The organism is Vibrio sp. J2-4 (assembly GCF_021728155.1).
GTDB classification, from domain to species: domain Bacteria; phylum Pseudomonadota; class Gammaproteobacteria; order Enterobacterales; family Vibrionaceae; genus Vibrio; species Vibrio diabolicus.
Window position 1 is genome coordinate 139,064 of the sequence record NZ_JAKKCN010000003.1, and the last position, 13,561, is coordinate 152,624.

The window sequence follows — 13,561 nt, forward strand, 5'->3', positions numbered from 1 at the left end:
CTTTTCCTTTATCCCTAGGCTATCAGCCACGCCACCTTACTTGTAAAAGACTCGCATCATCATCAAACTCATCTTTGTTCTGCCAAGATTGTACTTGTTCAAAGACACATCTAGCCTGCACTTCTGCTTCTAATTGCGAAGTACAAACAGCTTTTATACTTGATGCCAACCTTTGTACTGAATACATCGCCTCGCCTCTCCTCGCTTCTACCAAACCATCCGAATAAAGCCATACTACATCCCCCTCACTCAGAATAATTTGATTATCAACGTACTCCATCGGCTGCAAAGCGCCAATCATAAAGTTGTCTTCACCCGCCAGCTCTGTAGTTTCGGTGCTCGCTCGCCAAACAAGGAATTTAGGATGACCAGCAGTACAATAGCGAAGTTGTCCTGATTCTGTATTAAGAATGGCATAAACCATAGTGAAATAAAGCTGACTGTTTCTAGTTTGCTGATACCGTCGGTTTAGCCGATCAATAACGGCTGCTGGTTCACTGATACAGTAGTCGCCATCTCTTAGCTCCATGGTTATCGAATCAGGTCCCAGATTTTGAGATAACGTCTGTTGGATAGAAAAAGCCATCAAAGCAGACGAAACACCATGACCTGAAACATCGAAAACATAAAATGCGACATGTTGTTCATCAAGCTCAAAATACCCCAACATGTCACCACCAATCTGGGAGCACGGTTTGTAGGCGTAACTAAATTGCATGTTCTGGATCGACGACTCCGCTGGGAGTAGTTGCTCCATCAGGTGACTAGCAGACTGTAAATCTTGATGGATCATTCGATAGGCTGCATCTAACTCTTTATTTCTCTCAACGAGTTTGTTATGCAGTTCTAAAGTACGAAACCCCGCGCGGATTCTGGCCTGAAGTTCCTCTACAGACGTCTTCTTATCCACAAAGTCATCTGCGCCAGCATCGATGCCTTTCACGATCGAGCTTTGGTCATTTCTAGAGGACAATAAAACAAAGAAAATGTAACGTTCGCTAACTTGTGATTTTAATTGCCGACACAGCTCAATACCATTAATGCCAGGCATCATTAAGTCACTAAGTACAAACTGAATATCTTTGCGATAAGTCAGCACTTCAAGTGCGGATTGTCCGTCTTCAACAGCAATAACTTCATATCCCTGCTTTTCTAATGCACTGCTGATATAAAGTAGTACTGTTTTACTGTCATCGACCAAAAGAATGGATTTCATTCGCCTCCTTAAGACGGTAGTCGGGCACGCTAACGTAGAACACTAGTCACTGATTGCTCATTTCTAAAACGACTATAATCTTCAGCTAATAACTGGTGTTGATATCGAGTGTAAGACAGCGCCTCATTGGAGATTAATATCTGATGCTCTTTCTCTATTAACTGACTTTGCAGTTTTTCAATCTGTTCATTCTGCTGTGTGTTATTGAGGTACAGCGCGACGAGACCAAAGACCGAAACCATTAAAAGAGCAATAAGAACATTATTGATAGTTTTAACTTGAATACGCATGACCTTTCCTTGTCTATTAATAGACTTCCCACTATGAAAAGAACGTCTACAGACTAAGAGCGCTAGGCTCTAAAACGCATTGAAGCCCATTGAGGTTGTTTTTCCAATTATAGGCGATAGGAGACAAAATAAGAAAAAAGCTGAAGAATTTGAATATCCTTGTGAATTCGAAAGGCAATAGCAGCGAGCAATGATCTACTCGCTGCTGGTACATCAACTTAGAAATGCAGGCCGAGCTGAAACTTGCTCATACCAACGCGCAATGTTTGGTGCAGTAGTAAACACATCGATTTCTAGGCCTTTAATTGCAAAACCAATCAAAATAAAGCCTGTAATATCGACGATAGTAAAATGGTCAGCGGCAATGAACTCGCTTTCACCAAGTCGCTTATCTAACAACGGTAAAAACTCTTGCACGCGTTGCTTGGACTCTTCGCCCCACTCTTTAACACAACGCTCTCTATCTTCATAGATAGCTGTGATGTTTCTAAATGCTTGAAACGCAGCATACAGACCTTGAAACTCCACCACGCGATGCCACATTTCCACTTGCGCGCGCTCAAGTTGGTTTGCCCCAAACAGAGCTAAATTATTTTCAAACGCTTCATCCAGATAACGACAAATTGCGACGCTCTCACAAATCGTCGTGCCATCTTCAAGCTCAAGCAATGGCACTTTTCCATTGACGCTTTTTTGCTTGAAATCTTCCGCTAGATTTTCGCCGTCACGCACATTTAAAGCGATGCGTTCAACATCGCCACCAATTTCCTTTAAAAAAATGCTAACTCGCTTACAACTTGGAGTTATCGCGGTTTCGTAGAGCTTCATTTTATATCCTTTTTCTTTTTCTAACCGATTGGTTAGGATATACTGTAGCCAGTTTATAAACGATCAGTCAAGAACTTCATTTCCCAAAAGTTGATCAATAAGTTTAGGAGTGGTTTGAGAAAAACCGCTCAGGTAGGTACGCATATGGCAAGAAAAGCCAACTTCGATCGAGAAGAAAAACTATTAGTCGCTATGGACGTTTTTTGGCGCAAAGGTTTCGCTAATACATCCATTTCTGATCTCACCGACGAGTTGAACATCAACCGCTTCAGTCTTTACAACACCTACGGTGACAAGCAACAGCTCTACTACGAAGCGCTCGATACTTACTTGAAAAAGGTCTCGCTACCGTCACTGAATGATTTGGAAAAAGACGACGCGTCTTTACCCGAGTTGGAATCGTTCCTTAAATCTTTTGCTGAGCTGCAACGCAAACGCAACTGTGGGTGTTTTATTCAAAATGCGTTGATTGAGCACGCTGGCGAAGACGATGACGTACTGCGCAAAGGGCATTTCTTATTTGACCATCTTATCGACATCATTGCGGATGCGCTGACTAATGCGCAGAAAGAAACCTTAGTGCCCAAAACGCTTAAGCCAGAAGAGCTCGCTCGTTTTGTTCTCAACAACATGCAAGGTATGCGCGTACTTGGCAAAGCCAAACGTTATGCAGACTTGGATACGGCGCTTTCCTGCTTGCTGGTTTTAATTAGGAAGTAATATGTCGATTGAAGTGATAGCAGTTCGTCTTACCAAAGGCATGGACTTAAAGCTGAGCCTAGCGAAATTGGTCGAGAAGCACGGTATCAAAGCAGGCTCGATTGCCTCATGCGTTGGCTGTGTCTCTGACCTCAATCTTCGTTTGGCAGGTGCAGAGTGTACGTTAACCAAACAAGAGCCATTTGAAATCGTCTCTGTGATGGGAACACTGACGCCTGAACATCAGCACGTTCATATCTCGGTGTCTGATCGTGATGGACGAGTCTGGGGCGGGCATTTAATGGAAGGCACGGTTATAGACACCACCGCAGAATTGATCATCCATTCTTATCCAGAACTTGAGTTTACCAGAGCGATGGACGACTCGACTGGCTATACCGAGCTACAAGTGAATTCTTGCAAATAGTCAAAAGCTCCAGAGCCACACTGTGCTGTCTCTGGAGCCTTATTCGCTTGTCTCTTACGCCAATAATTTATTCATATCGAGCAAGCTAATTTCGAGGATCATTCTTCGACTAAGTAACAAACCTGATTATCGTCGACCGTTACTTGCCACGTTTTTAGACAGTGCGCTTCGTCTTCCAAACACTGCCCGCTCTTTAGGCTGAAATGCTGTTTGTACAGTGGTGACGCAACACACATCTCACCATCAATATCGCCGACAATCCCTCGACTCATCACGTAAGCCTTGCCTATTGGGTCCCAATCTTGAACGGCGTAAACACCGCTATCAGGAATGTAGAATAACGCAACGTGTTCGCCTTCAATCAATACAGTTGCACCGATAAACGGCATTAGGTCATCCAGCTGACACAATTTCACTTTGGTTAAAGCTCTCATTTACACCTCCTGTTTCACGGGTATACGCTGACCACGCACACGTTGGTACGGTAAGACTTTGCTGCCCGACGTGCTGTTCAAGAAAGGACGGAAGCGTTGCAATTTTTGAGGATTATCCAACGTACTCTTCCACTCACATTGATAGGTATCTACGACTCGTGCCATTTGCTCATCCAATGAATCACATAGGTTGAGAGAGTCATCCAAAATCACTTGTTTAAGGTAATCTAAGCCCCCTTCCATGCTCTCCATCCACACTGACGTACGCTGCAAGCGATCTGCGGTGCTTACGTAGAACATCAAAACTCGGTCGATCATGGTGATCAACTCTGATTTGGATAAGTCGGATGCAAACAAATCAGCGTGTCTTGGTCTCATGCCGCCATTACCACAAACATATAGATTCCAGCCGTTTTCAGTGGCGATCACCCCAATGTCTTTACTTTGCGCTTCTGCACACTCGCGAGTACAGCCCGATACGGCAAACTTAAGCTTATGGGGCGCTCGTAATCCTTTGTAGCGGTTCTCTAACTCAATAGCTAATCCGACCGAGTCATCAACACCATAGCGACACCAAGTAGAACCCACGCACGATTTCACGGTGCGCACCGATTTGCCGTAGGCGTGCCCTGTTTCAAAACCAGCATCAATTAAGGTTTGCCAGATTTCAGGAAGCTGTTCTAATTGCGCACCAAATAAATCCACGCGCTGACCGCCAGTGATCTTGGTGTACAGATCGTATTGCTGAGCAACTTCGCCTAGCACGATGAGTTTGTCTGGTGTGATTTCACCGCCCGGAACACGAGGCACAATCGAGTAAGAGCCATCTTTTTGCAGGTTAGCCATAAAGGCATCGTTAGAATCTTGCAGAGATTGATGCTGTGGCTCCATGATGTGTTCATTCCACAAAGAAGCAAACACAGATGCTGCTGTCGGCTTACAGATATCACACCCATGCCCTTTGCCATGCAGTGCGATTAAGGTGTCGAAGTCTTTGATTTGTTCCACTTGGCAAATATGGAACATCTCTTGTCGACTGAGCTCAAAGTGCTCACAAAGGTGGTTGTTAACCTCTACCCCCATGGCTGCCAATTGAGTATCCAATACCGACTTCACCATATTGCTACAGCCACCACAGCCAGTACCGGCTTTGGTGTTGGCTTTAAGGTCCGTCAGGTTGGTAGTGCCAGCTTGAATCTCGGCAACTAAATCGCCTTTTGTGACGTTGTGACAAGAACAGATGATGGCGCTGTCTGGCATCTCTCCATCCAGCATTCCGGTATCAAACAGCAGATTCGCCGCGTGGTCTGGCAAGACAGTTTTGTTCAAATAACACTGTAAGAGCGCATCGTAGTCGCTGTTGTCACCAACGAGAATCGCACCAAGCAATTGGGTACCACTCGCATCAACCACTAGCTTTTTGTAGATGCCTGTGACCGCATCTTGCAACACCATTTCCTGTGCGCCTTCGGTTTGCATTTGTGCATCGCCGATAGACGCCACATCTACCCCAAGCAGCTTGAGTTTGGTGCTCATGTCTGCACCTTTAAAACCTTCACTCGGCATCCCAGTCAAGACATCGGCGGTGGTTCTCGCCATGGTGTAACCGGGTGCAACTAAACCAAAGATCTTCTGCTCCCAAAGGGCACATTCGCCAATCGCGTAAATATTCTCATCGCTGGTTTGGCATTGGTTGTTAATCACAATGCCACCTCGCTCACCTACTTCTAGCTCAGCCAGCCTTGCCAACTCATCTTGAGGGCGAATGCCTGCGGAGAAGACTATCACATCAACTTCGAGAGGATCTTTGTCTTTAAACACCATACGATGCTTAGCCGTTTCACCATCGCAGATTCGTTCCGTACCCGTTGAGGTGTGTACTGTTAGCCCTAGCGCTTCAATCTTCTCTTTCAGCACTAAGCCAGCACCATCATCTAACTGTACGGGCATCAGACGAGGCGCAAATTCAATAACGTGAGTTTCTAGCCCCAATAGTTTGAGTGCATTTGCCGCCTCTAAACCCAATAAGCCACCGCCAATTACTGCGCCTGTTTTTGCGCCTTCACATGCTTTTTTGATTTGTGAAAGGTCATCAAGCGTACGGTAGACAAACACGTTGTCGCGGTCTTTACCTTCAATTGGCGGCACAAATGGGTAGGAACCGGTCGCGAGCACAAGTTGGTCGTAACCCAGCACATCTTCACCATCAAGCAGAATACGCTTTTGCTCTCTGTCGATGCCTGTTACTTGGCTGCCAAGTACTAGTTGGATGCCATGCATGTCGTACCATTCTTGGTTACTCAGCATCAAATCATCATGGGACTTACCCGCAAATAAAGAAGAGAGTTGTACACGGTCATACGCGATAAAACGCTCTGCACCAATAACGGTAATTCGGTGCTCTAAATGCGCGTTTTTCTGCACTAATTGCTCGACGAGGTGTTGCCCGACCATACCGTTGCCTACCACAACGATGTGGCTCAATGCGTTCTTTACTGGAATCGTTAAAGGACTGTTCATCGCTGCCTCCTTATGCCGTTTGCGCTGCGGTTTTGGGTTTGTCTTCTTTCGAAGCAGGAATCTCGACTTTGGATTGCTTCTCGTAAAGGAACTTCAGCACCGCTTGTCGACACTTTTGATACTGCGCATCATCCGCCAGTGCTACACGCTCGCGAGGGCGAGGTAGATTCACTTCTAACACTTCACCAATGGTTGCCGCCGGCCCGTTAGTCATCATCACGATTTTGTCGGATAGCAGCACCGCTTCATCCACGTCGTGGGTAATCATGATGACGGTGTTGTTTAGCTCGGCTTGAATCTTCATCAGTGCATCCTGTAAATGCGCGCGTGTTAGCGCATCCAACGCGCCAAATGGTTCATCCATCAATAAAACCTTTGGTTGAAGTGCCAGTGCTCTCGCGATGCCGACTCGCTGCTTCATACCACCAGAGATTTCATCCGGCTTTTTGTGCGCGGCATGCTGCATTTGAATCAACTCTAAATAGTGATTCACTTGTTCCTGAATCCACGCTTTGCCCTTTTTGTCGGCAATTTGTTTTACTGCGAGCTCAACATTTTGATACACGGTGAGCCAAGGCAATAGTGAATGGTTTTGGAACACAACCGCACGGTCAGGTCCCGGTCCAGCTACTTCTCGTCCATCGACGATCACGCCGCCGTCTGTTGGCATGTGCAGTCCTGCGACTAAGTTCAATACCGTTGATTTTCCGCAACCAGAGTGGCCAATCAGCGATACAAACTCGCCTTTATTGATTTGTAAATCGACGTTCTTAAGCGCGATGAATTCGCCATCTGGCGTTGGGAATCGCATCCCTAAACGCGTTAGATCTAATAATGCTTTTTCCATGATCTTTTCCCTTATCTCAACGCTTGTTGTTTATTCCAAGACAGCCACTTTTGAAGTTGCAGCATGCCTCTATCGAGCATCAAACCAATAAAGCCGATAGTGATGACCGCCACCATGATGCGACCCAATGATGCCGAACTGCCGTTTTGGAACTCATCCCAAACAAACTTGCCTAACCCAGGGTTTTGCGCGAGCATTTCTGCCGCAATCAACACCATCCAAGCTATACCTAAAGAGAGACGTAAACCTGTGAAGATCATTGGAATGGCAGAAGGCAAAACGATGGTGCGAATGTGTTGCCACCACGAAAGTTGAAGCACTTTACTCACGTTGATTAAGTCTTTATCAACGCTCGTCACACCCACAGCGGTGTTAATCAGCGTCGGCCACAAGCTACACAGCGCCACTGTGATCAGAGAGTTAATGAACGACTTAGCAAACATCGGGTCATCACTCACATAAGTGGCACTTACAACCATGGTAACGATGGGTAGCCAAGCCAAAGGTGATACAGGCTTGAGCAATTGAATGATTGGGTTGAACGCTTGATACAGCCCTTGATTAAGACCAAGCACGATACCAAGCGGAATCGCGATAACCGTCGCCAGCAGAAAGCCCGCTGTCACAGTCACTAAGCTCGTCACGATTTGGTCGAAGAACGTCGGCTTACCTGTGTAAGGACGAATCTTCACTTCCGCGTCTGGATTCTTGGCTAACTTCGCAGCATTTCGTTTTTCCTGGCGTTCGATAAACGCTTGTTCTTTTTCTCGCTCTTGCCAATGGTCATCGACAAGGTTGCTGAACTGCTGAAAAGTTTGCACTGGTCCCGGTAGCGTACCTAATGAAGTTTGCACTTCTCTCGCTGCTAAGTGCCACATTGCCAAAAAGATCAGCAAGCCAATGACGGGCAAAAGCACCAACCGACTTCGGTTCACTACCTGCTTAGCAGGAAACAGGGAAATGACATTACTAGACATACTCACTCCTAAGAAATTTACATCCTTGTTATTGCGGGCAGACTCACCTGCCCGCTGTATTTTTTGTAGGACTGCTCATCCTAAACTTTGTCTTTTCCTTTAAGCCCGATAGAGAACTTCTCTAGATATTTATTTGGCTCGCGACCGTCATAAACGATGTTGTCGATAAAGTGTGTTTGTGGCGCGCGAAAACCATCTTCAGCGCTGAAATCTGGGAAGTCTTTTTTGCTCAACACACCATCTTCAATTAGCGCTTGAGCTGCTTGTTGGTAGATATCTGGACGGTAAACCTCTTTTGCCACATCCATGTACCAATCATCGGATTTCTCGCTTGAGATTTGCCCCCAGCGGCGCATTTGGGTCAGATACCAAATCGCATCGCTGTAATACGGATACGTGGCGTTATGACGGAAGAACACGTTGAAGTCTGGCACGTCTCGTTTGTCGCCTTTCTCGTATTCAAATGTGCCCGTCATTGAGTTGGCGATAACTTCGGCATCCGCTCCAACGTATTCGCTTTTTGATAGCATCTTCACTGCTTCTTGGCGGTTGGCATTGTCGTTTTCATCCAACCAATGTGCAGCTCGAATCAAGGCTTTCACTACGCGAATGTGCGTGTTTGGATACTTCTCAGCCCAAGCTTTAGAAACACCAAACACTTTCTCAGGGTTGTTCTTCCAGATCTCGTAGTCGGTCACGACTGGCGTACCAATGCCTTTAAATACGGCTTGTTGGTTCCATGGTTCGCCTACGCAGTACCCTTTGATCGTGCCCGCTTCCATTGTTGCTGGCATTTGTGGTGGCGGTGTAACACTCAAAAGAACGTCAGCATCCAACTGACCACTGTTGTCACCGGATTCTGGTGCGTAAAAACCTGGATGAATCCCGCCTGCCGCTAACCAGTAACGCAACTCATAGTTGTGCGTCGATACAGGAAACACCATACCCATGTTGAACGGTTTACCTTTATCCAGATAGCTGTCCACAACTGGTTTTAAGGCATCCGCTTTGATTGGGTGAACAGGTTTGCCATCTGGTTGTTTTGGAATGTATTGCTTCATCTGCTCCCAAGTATCCTTGGAAACCGTGATTGCGTTGCCGTTCAAATCCATACTGAACGCGGTAATCACTTCCGCTTTTGTGCCGACACCAATCGTTGCGCCCAATGGCTGACCAGCAAGCATGTGCGCACCAGCAAGCTCACCATCGATAACTCGGTCTAAAAGCACCTTCCAGTTTGCTTGCGCCTCTAAAGTTACATACAAGCCTTCGTCTTCAAAAAAGCCTTTCTCATAAGCAACCGCCAGCGGTGCCATATCGGTTAACTTAATAAAACCAAACTTCAGGTCTTCAATTTCTGGCTCACCCAACTCTGCCTTTACGCTGACCGCGGTGAATACCGATAACGAAATTGCTGACACTTTCAGCATCGAACTCCATTTCATTGGTTTGCTCCCATAAAAAAAGCGCCACTACTCCGAAGAGCAGTAGCGCCGTTGCTAAGTCTACAATTACCGCCGTTGATAATTGAGATAAGCGATTCAACAATAAACCCGTTTTAACTAATCCAAGTACTGTGCCAACTTATTTTCTACTTTAAATACAGCACATTAGAGTTTACCCCGATTACCAAACAACTGTTTTTGCTTGCTGTTAGTGCAACACGCACCACGGTAGAATTTCTGCCATAACTCCAAAGTAGTAGAGAAGTTAATCCATTAACTGCAATGCCGTAATCAGATTCTTCGCCACTTGTGAGAGCGTTTGACTCGATTGCATGGCGGAGTTTCTTAACGCTTTATAAGCCTGCTCTTCATCAACGCTGTGCATCTTCATCAGCAGACCTTTGGCTTTTTCCACCAGCTTGCGCTCTTCGATCTTATGGGTCAGCAACTCAATTTCCGATTGCATACTTTCGAATTTCGCTCTCACTAATGTCGCATGTTCAATCCAAGGTTGAAGTGCAAACTCGCTATCGTTCGGCATGAGAACATAGTCCATTTTTTCTGATAACCGATTGATGTCATTCGATGATAACTGCTTTAAGACGATAAGAAGTGGTGCCGATTTTCTGCGGCAGAAATCGACAATCAAACGCAGTTCTGCCGTTGGCTGCTGCCATCCAACCACAACGCTTGCCGACGGTTCTCGTTGCATTAACGTTTCTAGTTGTGCCAATTGGCAGCCGATGATGTTGTCGTAATCTTTGCTCAACAAGCCGGACAGTCGAGCCTGCTCTTGAAGGCTATCACAGCACACTATGATGGGTGTTTTTGACGTTGATCGAGTCATGCACATTCCTTGTTTATATCTCACTCACTAAGAGAGACATAACAAGGACTGTGCCAATTAAAGTTGAAGTATTTTAACTAGAGGTAAGATGTTCTTTGAAGAAGCCTAGTGTGCGTTCCCACGCGAGCGCCGCTTCTTCTGGTGCGTAGCGTGCCGTTGAGTCGTTGTGGAAGCCATGATTGACGTTTTCATACATTAACGCCTGATATTGCGCATCGTTCGCGATTAATTGCTGCTCATAGGCAGGCCATGTGTCGTTGACGCGCTTATCGAGCCCTGCGAAGTGAATCATCAACGGCCCTTTGACCTGCTTTTGAATCTCTTGCGCCGCTGGTGTTCCGTAGAAAGGCACACCTGCATCCAGCTCTTCTGGCATTACCGCTGCAAGCATATTGACGATGTATCCACCGAAGCAGAACCCAACTGCGCCCAATTTACCGTTCCCACCCTCGTAGTGTTTAATGAAATTAGCAGCAGCAATAAAATCTTGTTCGATCTTGGCTCTGTCCATCTCTTTCTGCATGGCGCGACCTTCATCGTCGTTCCCCGGATAGCCACCGAGTGGATAAAGCGCGTCAGGAGCAAAAGCAATAAAGCCATCTTTCGCTAGTCGCCTGGCGACATCTTTGATGTATGGGTTTAGACCTCGATTTTCATGAATCACCAACACTGTCGGCGATTTTAAGGTCTTCTTCTGTGGCACAACCAAATAGCCGCTACCTTCCCCATGTCCATTGGGCGAGGCAAAGGTTTCATAGGTTGCTTTGATCTCAGGATCATTAAAGGAAACTTGCTCTGCGAGTGCATAATTTGGAGTCAGAGCATCAACCAGGGCCGTCATACTAAAACCTAAAACAGCGAGGCCACCAAGACGGTTGAGAAACTCTCGACGAGAGATTTTGCCATGTGCGTATTCGTCATACCAATCGAAAGCTTCTTGTGGAATGGGATGTGACGCCTTGTTGTTAGAATTTGAGTGCTTTAGAACCATTATCCTTGTCCTCATTTCTTATCGAAAAGTAAACTCATCAGGCCTCACTGATGTTTGCCCCAACCAGTTGTGAGACACTTCAAGTGATAAATACATCACTGACAAGCTTACACAAACAATAGATAAAGGATTCCGATCCAACAACGTTTCGCGGTTAGCTCGTCACAGGATTAACTGCCACAACAATAGTTTTCCCAATAAGCAAACGCACGTTCAAAGGCCTGTTCCCTATCGTGCACTTGAGCAAAGAGCACAACTGTCATCGTTGCCAAAACCGTATTCGCCATTTGGTTCATGTCATCTTCTGACGTCCCAAACGGACAGTTCGTAGGCATTGGCACCTCAGACAGCATTTGCTCCGTCCAGTAGTGCGATGTCACGCCGCTTGTTTGGCTTAGCCATACCGTTTGGCTTACTTTCGGGTTGTATTCTGACTCACCCGATTGTCCTTTGAATGACACAACGGCGTGAGCGGTTTGACCGATTTCATATTCAACTTCAGCATGAAGTTGTTGGAATCCAGGATGGAAGCTACCACGAATACCAACCGTCGCCTGCCCCGGATTCAATGCACGAACCACGGTATTAATCGGCGTTCTCAGCCCATAACGATTCTTCCAACCGATCATGGTTTCTGCTTGAGGAGCAAATGCACTGAGCGGTAGATACACGATGTTTTGTGTTTCTAACACACGCTTTGCGTCTTCTGCTGATTCCGCTTTCGCAATAGCAAATTTGCCGAGGTAGTCTTCGGCGTGTAAACGACCAGATTGGCAGTCGTGATAGCCATGCATCAGCACTTTATGACCATTGTCAGCAAGGATCTTCGCTGCTAACAGGTGCCAAGGCTGACCTGCCGCTTCACGTTTGCCTGCGTAACATGGCCAGTCGATATCTGCACCAATAGCAGGCATGCGGGATTGGAATGCTTTCACAAAGCCAGCGATTTCTTGTTGAGTCTCGTTTTGTACGCGGATCAGCATCAGCAGAATAGCCATTTGATCATCATCGCACTCTCCGTTTAGGTATTCATCCATAACTCGAAACGCTTGGTCAAAGTTCAGTGGTTTTCTACCACGTTCGCCACGACCGACTGTTCTGATACACTCCAAAATGCTGCTCATATTCCCTCGTATTCCGTCACTGACTGTACGGTTTCTATTAGTTGTTCGCGCAGTTTGACAACTTCTCCTATCACAATCAATGCTGGGCTCACGCCTTTAAGTGTAATCGATAACTCATTGAGCTGATTGAGTTGGGTAACATGAACTTGTTGCTGAGGGCTGCAACCATGAGTGATGACCGCAACAGGGAAATCTTGGTTCAAACCAGCGCCGACTAAACCGATTTGTATGTCTGCCGATTTTTCTAATCCCATATAGAAGACTAACGTTTGTCCGCTTTGCATCAATTGGCTCCACGCTTCAAATGCGCCTGTTACCACTTGCCCTGTAACAAAGGTAACGCTGCGAGCAACGCCGCGATGAGTCAGCGGAATCAAGCTGTTTGCGGAACACCCAATCGCAGCAGTAATACCCGGTATGACTTCGTAAGCGATAGAGTGTTTGACGAGCGCTAATGCTTCTTCGCCTCCACGACCAAATACAAAAGGATCTCCCCCTTTTAAGCGCACAACTCGCTTTCCTTGCTGAGCGAGCGACACCAACAAATCACAGATTTCTTCCTGACCAATACTAGGTTGTCCGCATCGTTTGCCCACGTAAATCCAATCGGCTTGTGGCGAGGCCAACTCCAAAATATCTTTGTTTACCAGACGGTCGTACAACAGCACCTCTGCCGACATAATCGCTTTCACTGCCTTCACGGTTAACAAGTCTGGGTCGTGCGGTCCTGCTCCGACAATAGAGACAAAACCTTTGTGGTTCGCATCTAGATCTTCGGAGTGATTTTCTAAAAGTTGGTTCAGTTTGCTTGCTTGGTCATGTTTAGAAAAGCGAGACGAGCGTTCTTGATTCTGACTCGCTTGTCCTTTCTTAAACCAAGACTTTTGATAAGGCGCTTCCATGTGCTTATCCTCTT

General features: G+C 46.3%; 14 protein-coding genes. 2 read left to right on the forward strand and 12 right to left on the reverse strand.

Going from position 1 to position 13,561, the window contains the following annotated elements:
• Positions 1 to 22: 22 nt before the first annotated feature.
• The 3 genes from L3V32_RS10860 to L3V32_RS10870 all read right to left on the reverse strand — a co-directional run bounded on the left by L3V32_RS10860 (position 23) and on the right by L3V32_RS10870 (position 2,334).
• Entirely contained in the window at positions 23 to 1,216 is a 1,194-nt protein-coding gene (locus L3V32_RS10860) for a PP2C family protein-serine/threonine phosphatase (RefSeq protein WP_167427563.1), read from the reverse strand.
• A 29-nt stretch (positions 1,217 to 1,245) separates the two neighbouring features.
• On the reverse strand, positions 1,246 to 1,506 hold the full coding sequence (locus tag L3V32_RS10865; protein ID WP_005395662.1) for a hypothetical protein: 261 nt from the start codon (positions 1,504 to 1,506) through the stop codon (positions 1,246 to 1,248).
• Positions 1,507 to 1,719: 213 nt separating this feature from the next.
• Positions 1,720 to 2,334, reverse strand: a complete 615-nt coding sequence (locus L3V32_RS10870; protein ID WP_047009249.1) for a glutathione S-transferase — start codon at positions 2,332 to 2,334, stop codon at positions 1,720 to 1,722.
• 144 nt (positions 2,335 to 2,478) lie between these two features.
• Between L3V32_RS10870 and L3V32_RS10875 the strand changes: the two genes are divergently transcribed.
• A complete protein-coding gene (locus tag L3V32_RS10875) occupies positions 2,479 to 3,054 on the forward strand; it encodes a TetR/AcrR family transcriptional regulator (RefSeq protein WP_005395660.1) in 576 nt (191 codons plus the stop codon).
• A gap of 1 nt (position 3,055) precedes the next feature.
• On the forward strand, positions 3,056 to 3,460 hold the full coding sequence (locus L3V32_RS10880) for a PPC domain-containing DNA-binding protein (protein ID WP_054868037.1): 405 nt from the start codon (positions 3,056 to 3,058) through the stop codon (positions 3,458 to 3,460).
• 98 nt (positions 3,461 to 3,558) lie between these two features.
• On the opposite strand, the gene nirD is transcribed toward L3V32_RS10880, so the two are convergent.
• The 9 genes from nirD to cobA all read right to left on the reverse strand — a co-directional run bounded on the left by nirD (position 3,559) and on the right by cobA (position 13,547).
• The gene (nirD, locus tag L3V32_RS10885) at positions 3,559 to 3,894 is read right to left on the reverse strand and encodes a nitrite reductase small subunit NirD (protein WP_054868036.1); all 336 of its coding nucleotides are present in this window, start codon (positions 3,892 to 3,894) and stop codon (positions 3,559 to 3,561) included.
• Complete coding sequence (gene nirB, locus L3V32_RS10890; protein ID WP_237284272.1) at positions 3,895 to 6,414, reverse strand: nitrite reductase large subunit NirB; 2,520 nt, start codon at positions 6,412 to 6,414, stop codon at positions 3,895 to 3,897.
• Between the two features lie 10 nt (positions 6,415 to 6,424).
• The gene (locus tag L3V32_RS10895; RefSeq protein ID WP_130545593.1) at positions 6,425 to 7,261 is read right to left on the reverse strand and encodes an ABC transporter ATP-binding protein; all 837 of its coding nucleotides are present in this window, start codon (positions 7,259 to 7,261) and stop codon (positions 6,425 to 6,427) included.
• A gap of 11 nt (positions 7,262 to 7,272) precedes the next feature.
• Positions 7,273 to 8,238 (reverse strand): ABC transporter permease, encoded by a 966-nt coding sequence (locus tag L3V32_RS10900; RefSeq protein WP_012842517.1) that lies wholly within the window; start codon positions 8,236 to 8,238, stop codon positions 7,273 to 7,275.
• Positions 8,239 to 8,318: 80 nt separating this feature from the next.
• Positions 8,319 to 9,683, reverse strand: coding sequence for a CmpA/NrtA family ABC transporter substrate-binding protein (locus tag L3V32_RS10905; protein WP_124007997.1), 1,365 nt, complete (start codon positions 9,681 to 9,683; stop codon positions 8,319 to 8,321).
• Positions 9,684 to 9,948: 265 nt separating this feature from the next.
• On the reverse strand, positions 9,949 to 10,530 hold the full coding sequence (locus L3V32_RS10910; RefSeq protein ID WP_237284273.1) for an ANTAR domain-containing response regulator: 582 nt from the start codon (positions 10,528 to 10,530) through the stop codon (positions 9,949 to 9,951).
• 73 nt (positions 10,531 to 10,603) lie between these two features.
• A complete protein-coding gene (locus L3V32_RS10915; protein WP_167427567.1) occupies positions 10,604 to 11,521 on the reverse strand; it encodes a dienelactone hydrolase family protein in 918 nt (305 codons plus the stop codon).
• Positions 11,522 to 11,691: 170 nt separating this feature from the next.
• Entirely contained in the window at positions 11,692 to 12,645 is a 954-nt protein-coding gene (locus L3V32_RS10920; RefSeq protein WP_237284274.1) for a glycosyl transferase family protein, read from the reverse strand.
• The gene (gene cobA / locus L3V32_RS10925) at positions 12,642 to 13,547 is read right to left on the reverse strand and encodes a uroporphyrinogen-III C-methyltransferase (RefSeq protein WP_237284275.1); all 906 of its coding nucleotides are present in this window, start codon (positions 13,545 to 13,547) and stop codon (positions 12,642 to 12,644) included. The genes L3V32_RS10920 and cobA overlap by 4 nt, the downstream gene beginning before the upstream one ends.
• Positions 13,548 to 13,561 lie beyond the last annotated feature (14 nt).